Below are 19,425 nucleotides of genomic sequence, written 5' to 3'. Positions count from 1 at the left end.
CCTTAAGGTAACAACCCTTTGACGTCGATCGGCTTGGCTTCGTTTTCCGCTTCGCCCTTCTCTTTTCCGTCGATCGCCATACCAGCCATACGATAGAAGTTGTATTCCGGGTATTTACCCGGACCGGAAATCAGCAGATCTTCCTTCTCATACACCAGATCCTGACGCTTGAACTCACCCAGTTCGAAATCTGGCGTCAGCTGAATCGCGGTGGTTGGGCAAGCTTCTTCGCACAGACCACAGAAGATGCAGCGTGAGAAGTTGATGCGGAAAAACTCCGGATACCAGCGTCCATCCTGCGTCTCGGCTTTCTGCAGCGAGATACAGCCCACAGGGCACGCTACCGCACATAAGTTACAGGCTACGCAACGCTCGGCCCCATCCGGATCGCGCGTCAGCACAATACGTCCACGATAGCGCGGCGGCAGATAAACCGGCTCTTCCGGATACATTTGAGTTTCGCGCTTGGCGAAGGCATGCATGCCTATCATCCAGATACTGCGCACTGTCGTGCCGAAGCCAACGACAATATCTTTTAAAGTCATTTCATTGTCCCTTACTGCGCGGTGGACAGAATCACTGCGGCGGTTGCCAGCAGGTTCAACAGCGTCAACGGCAGACACACTTTCCAGCCGAACGACAGCACCTGGTCATAGCGTGGACGCGGCAGCGCAGCACGAATCAGGATAAACATCACCATAAAGAACGCTGTTTTCAGAGCGAACCAGATGAATGGCGGCAGGAACGGACCGTGCCAGCCACCGAAGAACAGCGTAACAATCAGCGCTGACACGGTGGTGATCGCAACGTATTCACCGACGAAGAACAAGCCGAACTTCATACCGGCATATTCAATGTGATAACCGTCCGCCAGTTCCTGCTCGGCTTCTGGCTGGTCAAATGGGTGGCGGTGACAGACCGCTACGCCCGCGATACAGAACGTCAGGAAGCCGAAGAATTGTGGAATGATGTTCCACAGATGCGCCTGGCTTTCGACGATGGCGTTCATGTTGAATGAACCGGCTTGCGCCACCACCCCCATCAGTGACAAACCAAGGAACACTTCGTAGCTCAGCGTCTGCGCTGAGGCACGCATCGCACCCAGCAGTGAGTATTTGTTGTTACTTGACCAGCCGGCGAACAGCACCGCATAAACCGCCAGACCCGCCATCATCAGGAAGAACAGCAAACCGATGTTCAGGTCAGTGACCATCCACGTTGGCGAAACCGGCACAATGGCAAACGCCAGCAGCAGCGATACGAAGGCAATAACCGGTGCCAGCGTAAAGATGAAGCGATCGGTAAACGGCGGAACCCAGTCCTCTTTGAAGAACATTTTGATCATGTCAGCAGCCAGCTGCAGCGAGCCGCCCCAACCGACACGGTTCGGTCCGTAACGGTTCTGCCATAAACCGAGCAGACGACGTTCAGCGAAACTCATAAAGGCGCCGCAACCTACCACTACCAGCAGGATGACCAGCGCTTTGCCGATGTTGATCAGGATTTCAATAACATCCGGTGTCAGCCAGCTCATTGCGCGGCCTCCTGCAGTTTGTCAATTTGCGCACCTGAGAGGAACGGCGGCACGCCCGGCATACCGAGCGGTAAACCTACCTGCCCAGCTTGCAGTGACGCAGAGAAACGTACCGGCAAACGCAGCGTTTCACCGGCGCATACCAGCTCCACAGAGGAACCGTTATTCACGCCCAGTTTCTCAGCATCGGCAGGGTTGATCACCAGCGTGGCCGGAGACATCCGTTTCTGGAATGTCGGTGAACGCTGCGTCATCTCCTCACTACCAAACAGCTGGTAGTAAGGTGCGACACGCCACTGGCTGCCTTCAACGAAGCTTTCTGGAATAGCGGTGAACCATGGCAGTGTGCGATCACTCGCTTCGAACAATCGCACGCCCGGATCGCCATGACGCAGTTTGCCGCCCACTTCAGCCTGGAATTTGTTCCATGCTTGCGGCGAGTTCCAGCCTGGCGCCCAGGCAAATGGAATTTGCGAACGTGGTGCACCCGGCTGGTTGTTACCTTCCATCGAGAAGGCAAACATGGTGTCTTTATCCTGCGGCTGACGCGGTTCATGCACACTGATATCGGCGCGCATCGCGGTACGGCCGCTGCTGCGGTGCGGTGAACGGGCCAGTTTTTGACCGCGAATACGGAAGCTCGCATCTGGCGCGGCATCCTTAATGCCTTTCAGCTGCGGAAGAGCCGCAACGGTGGCATCAATGACGTGGTCTAACTGCGTCCAATCGATATGACGACTTTCAATGGCACTGTGCAGCGAGCGTAACCAGCGCCAGCTTTCCAGCATCACTACGCTGTTATCGTAATAAGAAGGATCATAAACCTGGAAGAAGCGCTGAGCGCGACCTTCGTGGTTAATCGATGTGCCATCGCTCTCAGCGAAGCTGGCGGTAGAAAGCACTAAACCGGCTTTCTCCAATGTTGCAGTACGCTGATGATCGACCACAATCACATTCGCTGTAGTATCCAGCGCCGCATCCACCTTGGCTTTTGGCGCATGACGATAGAGATCGTTTTCCAGCACCACTAACGCATCGGCTTCGCCTTTACTCAGCTGCTCCAGTGCGCTATCCAGCGATTGCCCGCCCATCAGGCCGAGGCCAAAGCTGTTCGCCGCACCGGCTAGCAAGGTAATGCCGACATCGGCTCCGCGCGCTTTCAAGGCTTTCGCCACGTTCGCGGCGGCTTCAATCATCGCGATGCTACCGGAATGCGTACCTGAGATGATCAGCGGTTTTTTCGCACCCGCCAGCGCCTGAACCACGACATCTAATTTGCCGTTCAGTTGGCTGTCGAAACCGCTTACTGCCGGAGCGCTTTCATCAAGCGCATTGGCAATGGCGAAACCGAGGCGTGCCTGATCTTCCACCGGCGCACGATAGCTCCATGCCGCGATATCATCCAGTCGGGTTTCGTCAACGTTGGTCACGAACAGCGGATGTTTGGCATGCTGACCGATATTAAGGATTGCCGCGATTTGCCAGTCAGCCACTTTCTGTGCGGCTGCCATCTCACGTGCTTTACCTTTTACCGCCTGGCGTACAGACAGCGCCACGCGCGCGCCAACCTGAGTCAAATCTTCACCCAGCACCAGCACCGCATCGTAACTTTCAATTTCGCGCAGCGATGGCGTGTAAACGCCGCCGTCCTGCAGCACTTTCAGCATCAGCTCCACGCGCGCCTGCTCACCTGCCGGCATACCGGTAGAGAAGTTTTCTGCGCCCACCAGCTCACGCAACGCAAAGTTGCTTTCGATGCTGGCACGAGGTGAACCGATACCGATCACTTTCTTCGCTCGACGCAGAACATCCGCCGCCGCATTCACCGCTTGTTCAGCATTCAGGCTGACCGTATCGTTGCCGCGCTGTTGCACCGGATGACGAGGACGATCTTTGCGATTAACGTAGCCATAACCAAAACGGCCGCGATCGCAGAGGAAATAGTGGTTTACGCTGCCGTTGTAGCGGTTTTCAATACGACGCAATTCACCGTAGCGCTCGCCAGGGCTGGTATTACAACCCACGCTGCACTGCTGGCAGATGCTTGGCGCGAACTGCATGTCCCATTTACGGTTATAACGTTCAGAGTGGGTTTTATCGGTAAATACGCCGGTCGGGCAAATTTCTACCAGGTTACCGGAGAATTCGCTTTCCAGCGTGCCATCTTCCGGACGACCGAAGTAGACGTTGTCATGTGCACCGTAAACGCCAAGATCTTTGCCGTCGGCATAATCTTTGTAGTAACGCACGCAGCGATAACAGGCGATACAGCGGTTCATCTCGTGCGAAATGAACGGGCCGAGATCCTGATTCTGGTGCGTGCGCTTAGTGAAGCGGTAGCGACGGAAACTGTGTCCGGTCATTACCGTCATATCTTGCAGGTGGCAGTTACCGCCCTCTTCGCACACTGGGCAGTCGTGCGGATGGTTGGTCATCAGCCATTCCACCACGCTTTCACGAAACTCTTTCGCTTCGCCATCGTCGATGGAAATAAAGGTGCCGTCCGACGCCGGCGTCATGCAGGACATGACGAGGCGACCGCGGGTATCTTCGGCATTCTGGAATTGCTTCACCGCGCACTGGCGGCAGGCCCCTACGCTTCCCAGCGCCGGATGCCAGCAAAAATAAGGAATATCAAGGCCCAGAGAGAGACACGCCTGCAGCAGGTTGTCCGCTCCGTTCACATCATATTCTTTACCGTCTACATGGATTGTAGCCATAGTGAACATGCTTCCGTAAGGCTCGCCCTAAGACGAGCGTTAAACATCTAATTCTTTCCCCTCGCCATTTCGGCCAGGGTGAGCTCCGTGTACGGCGGCTGATTACCAGCGCGCTTTCAGCAGGTTCGGCTGAATACCGCCGATGGCTCGGGTATTGCCAAACACCTGCGGCGCAATGCCAGCTTCAAACTCTTCACGGAAATATTTGATCGCGCTCTGCAATGGCTCAACGGCGCCCGGTGCGTGGGCACAGAAGGTTTTACCTGGGCCAAGCTGACGGCAGAGTTGCTGCAGAGTTTCAATATCACCCGGCTGGCCTTTCTTCTGCTCCAGCGCACGCAGGATCTTCACGCTCCACGGCAATCCATCACGGCATGGCGTACACCAGCCGCAGGATTCGCGTGCAAAGAACTCTTCCAGATTGCGCACCAGCGAAACCATATTGATTTCGTGATCGACCGCCATTGCCAAGGCGGTACCTAAACGGCTACCGGCTTTACCGATGCTGGCAAATTCCATGGGCAGATCGAGATGCTGATCGGTGAGGAAGTCGGTTCCTGCCCCGCCTGGCTGCCAGGCTTTGAATTTCAAGCCATCGCGCATGCCGCCAGCGTAATCCTCGAGGATTTCACGTGCGGTGGTACCGAACGGCAGTTCCCACACGCCAGGATTTTTCACGCGACCGGAGAAGCCCATCATCTTGGTGCCAGTGTCTTCACTGGTAGAGATGTTTTTGTACCAATCAACGCCGTTAAGGAAGATAGCCGGCACGTTCGACAGCGTTTCCACGTTGTTCACGCAGGTCGGCTTGCCCCATACGCCGGCACTCGCCGGGAACGGTGGCTTGGAACGCGGATTGGCACGACGGCCTTCCAGCGAGTTGATTAGCGCAGTCTCTTCACCGCAGATATAACGACCTGCGCCGGTGTGAACAATCAGCTCAAAATCAAAACCGGTGCCAAGAATGTTTTTACCGAGATAACCTGCTTCAGTGGCTTCGGCAATCGCGCGACGCAGGTTAACCGCCGCTTCAATGTACTCGCCACGTAAGAAGATGTAGCCACGATAGGCTTTCAGCGCGAACGCACTGATTAACATCCCTTCAACTAACTGATGCGGCAATTGCTCCATCAGTAAGCGGTCTTTATAAGTGCCTGGCTCCATTTCATCGGCGTTACACAGCAGATAACGGATGTTCATGGATTCGTCTTTCGGCATCAGGCTCCACTTCAGGCCGGTGTTAAAGCCGGCGCCACCGCGGCCTTTCAGGCCCGAGTCTTTTACCGCCGCGACAATTTCGTCCTGACTGAAATCTTTCAGCGCTTTTTCAGCACCGACATAGCCGTTTTTACTGCGATATTCATCGATCCAGATTGGCTGTTTGTCGTCACGAAGACGCCAGGTCAATGGATGCGTTTCAGCAGTACGAATGATCTGTTTAATGGTCATTGATACTGCTCCAGCAAGTTGGCGATGCCTTCAGGCGTCAGATGAACATGCGTATCTTCGTCCACCATCATGGTTGGCCCTTTATCGCAATTACCGAGGCAGCAGGTAGGCAAGAGCGTAAAGCGACCATCCGCCGTGGTTTGACCAGGCTTAATATTCAGCTTCTGCTCAAGTGCGTCCTGAATGCCCTGATAACCGGTGATATGGCACACTACGCTGTCGCAGTAGCGAATCACGTGACGGCCAACCGGCGTGCGGTAGATCTGGCTATAGAAAGTGGCAACACCTTCCACATCACTGGCGGGAATTCCGAGTACTTCTGCGATAGCGTTAATCGCGCCATCCGGCACCCAACCGCGCTGTTTCTGCACGATCTTCAACGCTTCAATCGAAGCCGCACGCGCATCTTCGTAATGGTGCTTTTCGTGCTCGATAGCGTGGTGCTCGGCCTCGCTCAGCACGAAGACCTCAGTCGGGTCGATGGTGTGAATAGCAATTTTTTGATCGTGCATAATTAGCGGTCCACGTCTGACATAACAAAATCGATACTACCGAGGTAAACGATCAAGTCGGATACCAGGCTGCCGCGGATCACGGACGGGATCTGCTGCAGGTGCGGGAAGCTCGGCGTACGCACGCGGGTGCGATAGCTCATGGTGCTGCCATCGCTGGTCAGGTAGTAACTGTTGATCCCTTTAGTCGCCTCAATCATCTGGAAGGATTCATTGGCCGGCATTACCGGTCCCCACGAAACCTGCAGGAAGTGGGTGATCAGGGTTTCAATGTGCTGCAGCGTGCGCTCTTTCGGTGGCGGCGTGGTCAGCGGATGATCCGCTTTGAACGGGCCTTCAGGCATGTTGTTCAGACACTGTTCCAGGATACGCAGTGACTGCCACATCTCTTCCATTTTCAGCTGAACGCGGGTGTACGCATCACTGATGCCAGCGCCAACGGGAATTTCGAAATCGAAGTTTTCGTAGCCTGAATACGGACGCCATTTACGCACGTCAAAATCTAAGCCGGTAGCACGCAGACCGGCACCGGTGGTGCCCCACGCCAGTGCTTCATCCATGTTGTACGCCGCCACGCCCTGCGAACGGCCCATTAGCACGGTATTGCGCAGCGCAGCTTTGTCGTACTCTTTCAGACGCTTCGGCATCCAGTCGAGGAAGTCGCGCAGCAAGCGCTCCCAGCCTTTCGGCAGATCATGCGCGACGCCACCAATGCGGAACCACGCTGGGTGCATACGGAAACCGGTGATCGCTTCAACCACGTCATAAATTTTCTGACGGTCGGTAAAGGCGAAGAACACCGGCGTCATGGCGCCGACGTCCTGAATAAAGGTGGAGATATAGAGCAGATGGCTATTGATGCGGAACAGCTCGGACAGCATCACGCGAATCACGTTGACGCGATCCGGTACGGTGATGCCCGCCAGTTTTTCTACTGCCAGCACATACGGCATTTCGTTGACACAGCCGCCGAGATACTCGATACGGTCGGTGTACGGAATGTAGCTGTGCCAGGATTGGCGCTCGCCCATCTTTTCAGCGCCACGATGGTGGTAGCCAACATCGGGAACGCAATCGACGATCTCTTCGCCATCCAACTGCAAAATGATGCGGAAAGCACCGTGCGCAGATGGGTGGTTAGGGCCAAGGTTGAGGAACATGAAGTCTTCATTGGCGGTGCTACGCTTCATGCCCCAATCTTCCGGCTTGAAGGTTAGCGCCTCCATCTCCAGATCTTCTTTCTGCTTGGTCAGCTCAAAGGGATCGAATTCGGTGGCACGCGCGGGGTAATCTTTACGCAGCGGATGGCCTTCCCAGGTCTGTGGCATCATGATGCGCGTCAGGTGCGGGTGACCATTGAAGGTGATACCAAACATCTCCCAGGTTTCGCGCTCATACCAGTTGGCATTGGCAAAAATTTTGGTGATGGTTGGCACATTTAAATCGTTTTCTGACAGCGCCACCTTGAGCATGATGTCACGGTTGCGTTCAATCGACAGCAGGTGATAGAAAACGGAAAAATCCGCAGCGGGCAAACCGGCGCGGTTAGTGCGTAGGCGCTCATCAAAACCATGTAAGTCATACAGCATGACATACGGTTTTGGCAGCTTGCGCAGGAACTCAACAATTTCCAATAGCTGTTCACGCTTCACCCATACCACCGGAATTCCGGTGCGGGTGGCCTGAACGGTAAAGGCATCCGGCCCAAAACGGTTACGCAGCTCGCCGACCACTGGGTCATCCAGGTGATCGCGGGTTTGCCATGAAGGCTGTGCGAGATCTTGCGTGGTTAAATCAGTCATACGTTACTCACCATTCCGGCCTGTAATCAGGCGCTCAAAAGAAGGCGTCAGGATGGCGGCGCACATTAAATTGTGGTGTTCTGCTGCGGCCGTGGCTCCATCCGTGTACGGGAAGCTTATACTTCGTCAGGCGTTCTCAGGTTGGTGACGGCAATACGCTCGCCACGTTTTCTTTCACGCTCTGGCTGCATATTGGCGCGATAAACCCCTTGATCCCCTACCACCCATGAGAGTGGGCGACGCTCTTTGCCAATCGACTCACGCAACAGCAGTAAAGCCTGCATGTAGGCTTCTGGACGCGGTGGGCAGCCAGGAATATAAACGTCAACCGGCAGGAATTTATCGACACCTTGCACCACTGAGTAGATGTCATACATGCCACCCGAGTTAGCGCAAGCGCCCATAGAAATCACCCACTTCGGCTCCAGCATCTGATCATATAAACGCTGAATAACCGGCGCCATTTTAGTAAATGGCGTTCCGGCAATCACCATGAAGTCAGCCTGACGTGGCGAGGCGCGCATAACTTCCGCGCCAAAACGTGCCACATCATGCACCGCCGTGAAGGACGTGGTCATTTCTACGTAGCAGCAGGAAAGACCGAAGTTATAAGGCCAGAGTGAGTTTTTACGCCCCCAGTTCACCATGTCATGCAGAGCATGTTCAAGCTTGCCCATATAGACGCTGCGATGAACGTGTTGCTCCAGCGGATCGGTAACAATTTCCTGTTTCTGCAGAGGATAACGATCGTTATCGCCGCCCCCGTTCGGGTCTACGCGTGTCAGCGTGTAGTCCATCTTATTGCCTCGCTTTTACTGCTTATGAGGGTTGGTGTGGCTGTGACTGACCGGGACAGATTTGACTACTACGCGACGACGCGCAGGAGCCCAATCCAGCGCACCGATGCGCACCAGATAAACCAGGCCTGCCAAGAGCACCAAAATGAAAATTGCGGCTTCGACAAAGCCGACCCAGCCACTTTCGCGGATGGACGTCGACCATGCGTATAAATAGAGGGCTTCGACGTCGAAAATGACGAAGAACATCGCAACCAGATAGAATTTTGCAGAGAGGCGAATATGAGTATCACCGACAGACTCAATACCCGATTCAAATGGGGTGTCTTTGTGTCGTGCACGCGCACGTCCACCTAACAGCCAGCCACCGGTCAACATGAAGGCACACAGGCCAAACGCAATAACGATAAAAACAATAAATGCCCAGTGATGAGCGATCACTTCTGTAGTTGTCGACATACTCTTTGCTTACTCATCAAAAGTGGTGATGGCATCCTGCACTGTTGCAGCAAACACACCACATCGATTCAAGGGAAGGATAAAAAACCTTATAAACTTTGCTGTCATTAGCATTAAAGCAGCAATTTTATAGGGGTTTTTACTCCTTTCTATAACCTTTTGTCAACTTTGACAAAAGTATCCAAACATTATTTTACACCTGCATCATATTATTAACATCCAGCCTCGTCAGCGCCAGCTTAATCGCTTCAGTTTGTGAGGTTAATTTTAGTGTAGCGGGTATTCACATGCATGGATCGTGCATTTAACAATCATATTTTGACAGGTCTTGCCTGAGATTCCCCCCCCTTATCAGGGGTATTTTTTTGATCCAAAGCACATAAATGGGTTTTATGAGGAAAAAAACGGCGAAGAGCGAGGGTAATAGCACACGAAAGTTGGCACGAATTGATAAAAGCATTCCAGATTGGAGCAAAATGGAACACATTTCATTATTTATAATCGCAGAAAAATTATCATCGATAAAATGGATAAAAAAACGCTTTTAAAATGCCATAAAAAAAGCCCTAGCAGGAAATTACCACGCTAAGGCTTATTTTTATCAATTTTAACAATTAGCAGGCATTCCATTTGCGAGGAATTACCAGCAGTCTACTCTCTACTCTTCATCATCCAGCAATAAGGTACCGTCTGGATTGGCGCTCAGATTATAAGGATCATTGGTTGACTGCATCGCATTGAAAATGGCCAAAGCCAGTTCATTGTCGCTATCAGTGTTACGGCACAGCAAGTATTGGGTATCAGGTAATACCGGTAAACCTTCTGCCGCGCCCATTACGCGCAATTCTGGGCTCATCATCTCAACGGGACGCGCCGTTACACCCAAACCAGCCTTTACGGCCGCACGCACAGCAGCCAGCGTTGACGCGACGTACGAGATACGCCACGGAATGCCCGCTTCATTGAGATGATCAATTGCCATATCGCGATAAGGACTTGGCTCATCCAGCAGAACCAAAGGAATGGCTTCACCACGCTGGAAGATATAATCTGCCGCGCAATACCATAACGTTGGTGAGGTACGCAGTACCTGGTGGGTGAAATTGCCCGGGCTGGACGTGGTCACAACCAGATCAACTTCACCTTGATTCAGCATTTCCATCATGAACGGGTTGCGCTTCACACGAACATCAATGGCCAGCTTCGGATAAACCGACGTTACGCGATTAAGCAGGAACGGCAGAATGGTATCGGAGGTATCATCTGAAGCGCCAATGGTCAGTACGCCCTGGATGTTGCTGTACATTAAAGAGGTGCAAGCTTCGTCGTTAAAACGAAGGATCTTCCTGGCGTAACCCAGCAGTTGAATGCCATGCTCCGTCAGCAGTTTATTACGTCCATGTCTGGCAAACAGCTCTTTACCAACCAATTGTTCCAGACGTTGCATCTGCTGACTTACTGCTGACTGCGTTCTGCAAACTGCTGCAGCCGCTGCTGCAAAAGTATTCAGATCGGCAACGGCAACAAAGGTACGCAGCAGATCGAGGTCGAGATTCAGTATCGGACGATTTGCATTAGTCATGTTTTTTCTTCACTTATAAGATTTTTTAAAACTACTACCCTGGTGTATTACCTGTCTTATCAAATAGATAAGAGGTAATGGTGCTTAATGACAGCCCCTGTGTGGAGGCTGCCATAAAAAAAATTGTCAGGCGGATGCCGACGATCGCACCACTCTGAGTTCAGAGCAGTGGCGTCATTATAGACAGCAGAACTTCTGGGCCGAAGACGTATGTCGTACAGGTGCTGGAAGCTGCGTAGTTGTCTATGCGCCCCGCGAAAAAATCCCTGCGGGTTCAAAAGAGATAACATCATGTTATGTCGATGCGAAGCTATAATGTGCATCAAATAATAAATTATACTTAATCATTTTTACGCTATAAATGGAAATGTTTTTGTTCAAAACATCGCAATTTTTGACCAAAAGGCTTTTCAAACACATCCTGCCATAACACTGCTCTTTTTTTAAGCCCCCCTGGTTCTGAATCCTATGCACTTACGTGAAAGTTACAGCCCAAATGCTATTTTACGGGTGTTTTGCACGGTGTTAGCCCTTTTAATAGCGGTTAATCCCGCAGATAAAAAGTGAATGAGAATGAACTGTATTTGGTAACGCCAACCAGTGCTTAATCATTACTGAAGGTTTTTTCATCATCTAACAAGATTCGTTTAACTATTTCACCAGGTCGCTAATATTTTTTTAAGCCAATTGTGACTGAAAAATTTCTGAATAGATGCCTTTCCCTATGGAAGAAGGCATTTACACCGCAACGAAGTCACCTCAGTATTTAATCTCATTTTTTTTAGAATTACTGGATTAATGAACCAGATTAATCGATTTTCAATGACTTTTTCGCCACCTGTACAATGAATCAGTGCCAAAGACGCCAAAACCCAGCGCTCCCCTTCTTTTGTTAAGTTGAGAAGAGTAAATTGGGCTGGTTTGATTTTGGTGGCAGGTTAAAGGACTCTGCCCGTAAAGGCGGTAATAATGAATTTTCAAATTGATAAATCCGGCAAGCTAGAAAATGTCTGTTATGACATCCGTGGGCCGGTACTGAAAGAAGCGAAACGTCTCGAAGAAGAAGGCAACAAGGTTCTCAAACTTAATATCGGCAACCCTGCTCCGTTTGGTTTTGAAGCGCCAGATGAAATTCTGGTGGATGTAATTCGTAACCTGCCCAGCGCTCAAGGCTATTGTGACTCGAAAGGACTGTATTCGGCCCGAAAAGCCATTATGCAGCACTATCAAGCGCGCGACATCCGTGATGTAACAGTTGAAGACATCTATATTGGCAATGGCGTATCGGAACTGATTGTGCAGGCAATGCAGGCTTTGCTGAACAGCGGCGATGAGATGCTGGTTCCCGCACCGGATTATCCGCTTTGGACCGCAGCGGTTTCATTGTCGAGCGGTAAAGCCGTACATTATCTGTGCGATGAATCGGCGGGTTGGTTCCCGGACCTGGATGACATTCGCAGCAAGATCACACCGCGTACGCGCGGCATTGTCATTATTAACCCGAACAATCCCACCGGCGCGGTTTATAGCAAAGAGTTGCTGCTCGAAATCGTCGAAATTGCGCGTCAGCATAACCTGATCATTTTCGCTGACGAAATCTACGACAAAATTCTGTACGACGAAGCACAGCATCACTCCATTGCTGCACTGGCGCCAGACCTGCTGACGGTTACCTTTAATGGCTTGTCCAAAACCTATCGGGTAGCAGGCTTCCGTCAGGGTTGGATGGTATTGAACGGCCCTAAGAAACATGCCAAAGGTTATATCGAAGGTTTAGAAATGCTGGCGTCAATGCGCCTGTGTGCCAACGTACCGGCTCAGCATGCGATTCAAACAGCGCTTGGCGGCTATCAAAGTATCAGTGAATTCATTACACCGGGCGGGCGATTGTACGAACAACGTCAGCGAGCGTGGGAATTGATTAACGATATCCCTGGCGTCAGCTGTGTGAAACCACAAGGTGCCCTTTACATGTTCCCGCGCATTGATGCGAAGAAATTCAATATCTTTGACGACCAGAAAATGGTGCTGGACTTCCTTCTGCAGGAGAAAGTATTGCTGGTTCAGGGTACGGCATTCAACTGGCCATGGCCAGATCACGTGCGCATCGTTACGTTGCCGCGCGTGGACGATCTGGAAATGGCCGTCAGCAAGTTTGGTCGTTTCCTGCAAGGGTATCGTCAGTAATATATCCTTTATACTTCGAATTGCAGCGGGGTTGGCTGCGTGTGGTCACCGCAATGACTTACTTTTGTAAGCGACTGGGGAGTTTCACACCTGCCGCCTTCCTGCATCTCAAATTATTTAGGGTATAGTTATCGTATTTCGGGGAAGGCCAACCTTCCCCGCCGTGCGAACAGGAATAGTCCATGACCCGTAGCCATTTTTTCGCCCACCTCTCCCGCCTCAAACTGATCAATCGCTGGCCGCTGATGCGCAATGTGCGTACTGAAAACGTCTCAGAACATAGTTTGCAAGTGGCGATGGTCGCGCATGCGCTCGCTATCATCAAAAACCAAAAATTCAATGGCAACCTCAATGCCGAGCGTATTGCAATGCTGGCGTTATATCACGACGCCAGCGAAGTCCTGACCGGTGACTTGCCCACCCCGGTGAAGTACTACAACGCGCAGATCGCTCACGAATATAAAAAAATTGAAAAGATTGCTCAGCAGAAACTGATCGATATGCTGCCACCAGAATTACAGGATGCCTATCGCCCCTTAATCGATGAACATTTACATACGGAAAGTGAGCAGTCGGTGGTGAAGCAAGCGGATGCGTTGTGCGCATACGTGAAGTGTCTGGAAGAGTTATCAGCGGGTAATAACGAGTTTCTGCTGGCCAAGGCGCGACTGGAAAAAACGCTCTCACAGCGTCGCTCGCCGGAGATGGACTATTTCGTTGAGGTGTTTATCCCCAGCTTTAGCCTTTCATTGGATGAGATTTCGCAAGATACCCCATTATAAAAAAACGGGCCGTTCAGGCCCGTTTCATTATGCACTAATTGAGAGCGTAAACTCGCCGCTATGCTCTTTCGTCACCTTTACAGGTTCCAGCGTCGTAACGCGAAATGCCACGTCGTTGAGACGCGGCGAATCTGCTGGTGCGTTTACAGCAATGACCGCGCTGCCCGCCTCTAAACCTGAAATGATGCCCGCTGGTGCATCCTCAACGACAACGCAGTGTCTCGCCGAAAGCCCTAAACGTTCAGCGCCCAGCAAATAAGGCTCTGGATTCGGCTTGCCGTGCTTAATATTCTCAGCGGTGATAAAGACTTCTGGCATCGGTAGATTTGCCGCTTTATGGCGCGCGTGCGCAACTGGAATCGAACCTGATGTCACAATTGCCCAGGGAATCTGTAACTCGTTCAGCGTGGCGAGTAACGTTAACGCACCCGGAATGGCTTGCACCCCTTGCGTATCCTCAGCCTCTAAGCGTTCAAGCCACAGAAATTCCGCCTGTATTGCCGCTTCCGATTGCCCGGCCATGAAATGGCGCAACGAATTAATGGCCGGTTTTCCGTGTATATAGCTCAGGACCTCTTCCGCCGGCAAACCGTGGCGCTCGCCCCACAGTGACCATGAACGAATCACTGCGGGCAGTGAATCCACCAATGTGCCGTCTAAATCAAACAGAAAACCCCTGTACTTCACACGTCGCTCCTTATTCAGGCATTAATAATCTGCGCAATTTCATTCGCGCTGAGATGATACTGACGCGGACAAGTGTGCCACACCGCCAGCATACGTTGGTATTTTTCCCACATAGGTATTTGCGCATTAAACCCGTGCGTACCGGAATCAAAGTGGGTATAGCGTCCTTCAACATTCACCATAAAGCGCACATAGCCTAAATAACGCGCCTCTGTCGCGGCGTCAAAACCAAGAAAAGCCAGGCGACGCTCGTCGATGGCGCTGGCGTCTTTCAGATTTGACCATGAAACATGCAATGCATGATGCATTTCCATAATATCGATGAGTAAGCGGCAGGTCGCTTCCGTTAATTCCCCAAACTCCTTATCCAGTTCACGTAATTGCAAGCCGTAACCGCGTTCAATGATGGTCTGATAACGACGATAGCGCTCTGCATTATCTGGTTCCAGCATCGCCATCATTTGGTATTGATTGGAGAGAATGAGTCGTTGTGCATGGGTCATTTCCATGGTTTGCTCCAGGGCCCGACGGCCGCTTAAGATTTAAACAATGAAGAAATGATTACATAAGGAAAGTGATGCGTGTATCTCCACACCACTTTTCTTTGATTTAAACCGGGATTTGTCGCAATTTCTTTGGCGGGTAGAAGCGTAAGTAGATCAAAGATCGTCAAGGAAGGTGCGATCGAGCTGTTTAAATGCGCGTTTTAAAACATCGGCAAGCGCCTGGTAAGTAGGTTTACCATCGACGGGAGCGATAGCCTGCCCTGCTTCTTCAAGCTTAGTACGTACCTCATGAAACCATTGCAAGAGCGTTGGCGGCAGGGGCGTAACGGAGCGTTTACCCAACCACCATAAACCTTGCATCGGCAGGCTACAGGCAAATAGCGCGGTGGCAATCGCCGGACCGAGTTGTCCATTCATCGCGATTTGCCACGTCAACGTAAAAATAGCCAGCGGCGGCATAAAGCGAATAGCGAAGCGCGTTGCATTAACTACGCGGTTTTCAGGAAACACCGGAGCCAGGCGTTTATCCGTTGGCCAGGTCTTCATGTATCGCTGCCCGCGCTGGAACAAGCCGAACCAGCCGGGATTGTCTGTCTCATTCGCCATGATAGACCTCAACTAAATATGCAATATTTAAAATAAATAGATAACTACACAACTTTACGTGACATCCTTCAAAAGTTTTTGTCTTTGCAGGGCACAGTGAGTATTCTGACGCCGTTTTAGCAACATTACCGGAAGCTTCCGCTCAATAAAAGCACAGTCTGAGCCATGTTTCGCTAAGCGCTTATCAACAATTAGCGTAAAATCACCAAAATTTTTTGCATGTCAGCGATTTTTTGACTAGCACATGATGTTTATCATTAACCTACCAGCTTTCCTGGGCTACGCTGTTAGTCTGATTGCGTTATTTTTAGCCACTATTTAACAAATAGGTACTTCCATGTCGACGAAGTTAGTCCTGGTTCTGAACTGCGGCAGCTCCTCTCTGAAGTTTGCCATCCTTAACCCAGCCACTGGCGATGAATATTTGTCGGGTTTGGCTGAATGTTTCCATTTACCTGAAGCTCGCATTAAATGGAAGCTGGAAGGAAGCAAACAAGAAGCCCCATTGGGTGCGGGCGCTGCACATAGCGAAGCGCTCAACTTCATCGTTAAAACTATTCTGGCACAAAAACCAGAGCTTTCGGCACAAATCGCTGCAATCGGCCATCGCATTGTTCATGGCGGCGAGCAGTTAACCAAATCAGTCATTATCGACGAGTCCGTTATTCAGGGCATTAAAGATGCGTCTTCATTCGCCCCGTTGCACAATCCTGCACACCTTATCGGTATAGATGAAGCGCTAAAAAACTTCCCGCATCTTTCCGATAAAAATGTGGCGGTTTTTGATACAGCATTCCATCAGACAATGCCGGAAGAGTCTTATCTGTATGCGCTTCCGTACAAATTGTATAAAGAGCATGGTGTTCGTCGCTATGGCGCACACGGTACCAGTCACTACTATGTGACGCAGGAAGCCGCAAAAATGCTCAACAAGCCGGTGAACGAGCTGAACATTATCACTTGCCATCTCGGTAATGGCGGCTCTGTTTCCGCTATCCGTAACGGCCAGTGTGTTGATACCTCAATGGGACTTACCCCACTGGAAGGTTTGGTGATGGGCACCCGCAGCGGTGATATCGACCCTGCGATCATCTTCTTCCTGCATGATGCGTTGGGCATGAGCGTTGATGCTATCAACAAACTGTTGACCAAAGAGTCTGGTCTGTTGGGTCTGACAGAAGTCACCAGCGACTGCCGTTATGTGGAAGATAACTACGCCACTAAAGAAGATGCCAAACGTGCGATGGATGTGTTCTGTCACCGCCTGGCGAAATACATCGGTAGCTACACCTCACTGATGGAAGGCCGCCTGGATGCCGTGGTATTTACTGGCGGTATCGGTGAAAACGCCGCAATGGTACGTGAGCTCTCCTTGCAGAAACTGGGCCTGCTGGGCTTCGAAGTCGATCACGAGCGTAATCTGGCAGCGCGCTTCGGTAAATCAGGCTTCATCAATAAAGAAGGCACTCGCCCGGCAGTGGTAATCCCTACCAACGAAGAGTTGGTCATTGCCCAGGATGCCGCGCGTCTCACCGCCTAACATCACTTCTCTCCGTCAGCCCAGGCTGACGGAGTTGTTTTAGACAGTCTGCAACACCTGAGAGGTTTCTATCGTGTCACGTACAATCATGCTCATCCCTACCGGCACCAGCGTCGGCCTGACCAGCGTCAGCCTCGGCGTGATCCGTGCCATGGAGCGCAAAGGCGTGCGCCTGAGCGTATTCAAGCCCATTGCCCAACCACGTGCAGGCGGCGATGCGCCAGACCAAACCACCAGCATTATTCGTAAAAGCTCCGCGATTCCTGCCGCTGAACCGCTGCAGATGTCACGCGTTGAGTCGCTGCTGGGGTCTAACCAGCAAGACGTGCTGATGGAAGAGATCATTGCTAACTACCACGCGAACGCAAAAGACGCTGAAGTGGTGTTGGTTGAAGGTCTGGTGCCAACGCGTAAACATCAGTTCGCCTCGGCACTGAACTATGAAATCGCCAAAACTCTGAACGCTGAAATCGTCTTCGTGATGGCGCTGGGTAACGACTCTCCGGCCCAGCTGAAAGAGCGTATCGAACTGACGCAAAGCAGCTTCGGCGGCAGCAAGAATAAAAACATCACAGGCGTGATCATTAATAAACTGAACGCACCGGTTGATGAGCAAGGCCGCACGCGCCCGGATTTGTCAGAGATTTTCGATGACTCCACCAAGGCCAGCATCGCCAACATCGATCCAAAGCAGCTGTTCGCCAACAGCCCGCTGCCGGTACTGGGCTGTGTGCCATGGAGTTTTGATCTGATCGCCACGCGCGCTATCGACATGTGTCGCCATCTGAATGCCGATATCATCAACGAAGGTGAAATCCAAACCCGCCGCGTGAAATCAGTAACCTTCTGTGCACGCAGCATTCCGCACATGCTCGAGCATTTCCGCCCGGGTTCACTGCTGGTTACCTCTGCCGATCGTCCGGATGTGCTGGTGGCCGCGTGTCTGGCCGCGATGAACGGCGTGGAAATCGGTGCGGTCTTGCTGACCGGCGGTTATCAGATTGAAGCGCCTATCGCGCGTCTATGCGAACGTGCGTTCCAAACCGGCCTGCCGGTATTTATGGTGAAAACCAACACCTGGCAGACCTCACTCAGCCTGCAGAGCTTCAACCTGGAAGTGCCAACCGACGATACTCAGCGCATTGAGAAAGTGCAGGAGTATGTAGCGAGCTTCATCAATGAAGATTGGGTTGAATCACTCACCGCCACCTCTGAACGCAGCCGTCGCCTGTCGCCGCCAGCGTTCCGTTATCAGCTGACCGAGCTGGCGCGCAAAGCCGGCAAGCGCATTGTTCTGCCTGAAGGCGATGAACCACGTACCGTGAAAGCGGCGGCGATTTGTGCCGAGCGCGGCATCGCTACCTGCGTGCTGCTGGGCAACCCGGAAGAGATTCAGCGCGTGGCTGCCGCTCAGGGCGTTGAGTTGGGCAAAGGCATCGTGATCGTTGATCCGGAAGTGGTACGTGAAAACTACGTACCGCGCCTGGTTGAGCTGCGTAAGAGCAAAGGCATGACAGAAGTTGTCGCGCAAGAGCAGCTGGAAGATAACGTGGTGCTGGGCACCATGATGCTGGAAAGCGGCGAAGTTGATGGTCTGGTATCAGGCGCGGTTCACACCACCGCTAACACCATTCGTCCACCGCTTCAGCTGATTAAAACCGCGCCAAACAGCTCGCTGGTTTCTTCCGTATTCTTCATGCTGCTGCCAGAGCAGGTTTTGGTCTATGGCGACTGCGCTATCAACCCGGATCCTAATCCAGAGCAGCTGGCCGAAATCGCGATTCAGTCTGCTGATTCCGCTAAAGCCTTCGGCATCGATCCACGCGTAGCGATGATCTCCTACTCAACCGGCAACTCAGGTGCCGGTAGCGACGTTGAGAAAGTACGTGAAGCAACGCGCATTGCGCAGGAAAAACGTCCGGACCTGGTGATTGATGGTCCACTGCAGTATGACGCCGCGATTATGGAAGATGTGGCTAAATCCAAAGCGCCGAACTCTGCGGTTGCAGGTCGCGCTACTGTGTTCATCTTCCCGGATTTGAACACCGGCAACACCACTTATAAAGCGGTACAGCGTTCAGCCGACCTGATCTCCATTGGACCGATGCTGCAAGGCATGCGTAAGCCGGTGAATGACCTGTCGCGTGGCGCACTGGTCGATGACATTGTTTACACCATTGCCTTGACGGCGATTCAGTCCCAGCAAGCCGAAGGCTAATCCCCTTCCCCGCTCGCTAAAAAGCAAAAAGGCGCCGATAGGCG

General features: G+C 52.0%; 16 protein-coding genes. 4 read left to right on the top strand and 12 right to left on the bottom strand.

Annotated features, from left to right (window positions below):
• Positions 1–2 precede the first annotated feature (2 nt).
• From nuoI to lrhA, 9 genes are all read right to left on the bottom strand, one after another.
• Positions 3–545, bottom strand: coding sequence for an NADH-quinone oxidoreductase subunit NuoI (gene nuoI / locus CRO19_RS15395; protein WP_007889332.1), 543 nt, complete (start codon positions 543–545; stop codon positions 3–5).
• An 11-nt stretch (positions 546–556) separates the two neighbouring features.
• Entirely contained in the window at positions 557–1,534 is a 978-nt protein-coding gene (gene nuoH / locus CRO19_RS15390; RefSeq protein WP_007889331.1) for an NADH-quinone oxidoreductase subunit NuoH, read from the bottom strand.
• A complete protein-coding gene (gene nuoG, locus CRO19_RS15385) occupies positions 1,531–4,254 on the bottom strand; it encodes an NADH-quinone oxidoreductase subunit NuoG (RefSeq protein ID WP_097096595.1) in 2,724 nt (907 codons plus the stop codon). The genes nuoH and nuoG overlap by 4 nt, the downstream gene beginning before the upstream one ends.
• A gap of 102 nt (positions 4,255–4,356) precedes the next feature.
• Positions 4,357–5,697: an NADH-quinone oxidoreductase subunit NuoF gene (nuoF, locus tag CRO19_RS15380; protein ID WP_176519213.1), complete on the bottom strand. Its 1,341-nt coding sequence runs from the start codon at positions 5,695–5,697 to the stop codon at positions 4,357–4,359.
• Positions 5,698–5,699: 2 nt separating this feature from the next.
• Positions 5,700–6,215, bottom strand: a complete 516-nt coding sequence (gene nuoE, locus CRO19_RS15375; protein ID WP_007889323.1) for an NADH-quinone oxidoreductase subunit NuoE — start codon at positions 6,213–6,215, stop codon at positions 5,700–5,702.
• 2 nt (positions 6,216–6,217) lie between these two features.
• Positions 6,218–8,017: an NADH-quinone oxidoreductase subunit C/D gene (nuoC, locus tag CRO19_RS15370; protein WP_097096594.1), complete on the bottom strand. Its 1,800-nt coding sequence runs from the start codon at positions 8,015–8,017 to the stop codon at positions 6,218–6,220.
• Positions 8,018–8,133: 116 nt separating this feature from the next.
• Complete coding sequence (locus tag CRO19_RS15365; RefSeq protein WP_007889318.1) at positions 8,134–8,814, bottom strand: NuoB/complex I 20 kDa subunit family protein; 681 nt, start codon at positions 8,812–8,814, stop codon at positions 8,134–8,136.
• Between the two features lie 15 nt (positions 8,815–8,829).
• Entirely contained in the window at positions 8,830–9,273 is a 444-nt protein-coding gene (locus CRO19_RS15360; RefSeq protein ID WP_007889316.1) for an NADH-quinone oxidoreductase subunit A, read from the bottom strand.
• 658 nt (positions 9,274–9,931) lie between these two features.
• The gene (gene lrhA, locus CRO19_RS15355; RefSeq protein ID WP_097096593.1) at positions 9,932–10,855 is read right to left on the bottom strand and encodes a transcriptional regulator LrhA; all 924 of its coding nucleotides are present in this window, start codon (positions 10,853–10,855) and stop codon (positions 9,932–9,934) included.
• Positions 10,856–11,824: 969 nt separating this feature from the next.
• Between lrhA and CRO19_RS15350 the strand changes: the two genes are divergently transcribed.
• A complete protein-coding gene (locus CRO19_RS15350; RefSeq protein ID WP_097096592.1) occupies positions 11,825–13,042 on the top strand; it encodes a pyridoxal phosphate-dependent aminotransferase in 1,218 nt (405 codons plus the stop codon).
• A 182-nt stretch (positions 13,043–13,224) separates the two neighbouring features.
• On the top strand, positions 13,225–13,824 hold the full coding sequence (gene yfbR / locus CRO19_RS15340; RefSeq protein ID WP_097096590.1) for a 5'-deoxynucleotidase: 600 nt from the start codon (positions 13,225–13,227) through the stop codon (positions 13,822–13,824).
• Positions 13,825–13,851: 27 nt separating this feature from the next.
• Here yfbR and CRO19_RS15335 read toward each other — a convergent pair whose 3' ends face one another.
• The 3 genes from CRO19_RS15335 to yfbV all read right to left on the bottom strand — a co-directional run bounded on the left by CRO19_RS15335 (position 13,852) and on the right by yfbV (position 15,623).
• The gene (locus CRO19_RS15335) at positions 13,852–14,511 is read right to left on the bottom strand and encodes a sugar phosphatase (protein WP_097096589.1); all 660 of its coding nucleotides are present in this window, start codon (positions 14,509–14,511) and stop codon (positions 13,852–13,854) included.
• A gap of 14 nt (positions 14,512–14,525) precedes the next feature.
• Positions 14,526–15,020 carry a YfbU family protein gene (locus CRO19_RS15330; RefSeq protein WP_097096588.1) on the bottom strand — a complete coding sequence of 165 codons (495 nt, stop codon included), beginning with the start codon at positions 15,018–15,020 and terminating at the stop codon, positions 14,526–14,528.
• A 150-nt stretch (positions 15,021–15,170) separates the two neighbouring features.
• The gene (gene yfbV, locus CRO19_RS15325) at positions 15,171–15,623 is read right to left on the bottom strand and encodes a terminus macrodomain insulation protein YfbV (protein ID WP_097096587.1); all 453 of its coding nucleotides are present in this window, start codon (positions 15,621–15,623) and stop codon (positions 15,171–15,173) included.
• Positions 15,624–15,960: 337 nt separating this feature from the next.
• Between yfbV and ackA the strand changes: the two genes are divergently transcribed.
• Positions 15,961–17,163, top strand: a complete 1,203-nt coding sequence (gene ackA / locus CRO19_RS15320; protein ID WP_097096586.1) for an acetate kinase — start codon at positions 15,961–15,963, stop codon at positions 17,161–17,163.
• A gap of 73 nt (positions 17,164–17,236) precedes the next feature.
• On the top strand, positions 17,237–19,381 hold the full coding sequence (pta, locus tag CRO19_RS15315) for a phosphate acetyltransferase (RefSeq protein WP_176519158.1): 2,145 nt from the start codon (positions 17,237–17,239) through the stop codon (positions 19,379–19,381).
• Positions 19,382–19,425 lie beyond the last annotated feature (44 nt).

It is taken from the genome of Candidatus Pantoea floridensis (assembly GCF_900215435.1).
In the GTDB taxonomy this organism is placed as follows: Bacteria; Pseudomonadota; Gammaproteobacteria; order Enterobacterales; family Enterobacteriaceae; genus Pantoea; species Pantoea floridensis.
Note: the sequence above shows the minus strand (reverse complement) of the source record. Positions and strands in the feature narration are given on the sequence as shown.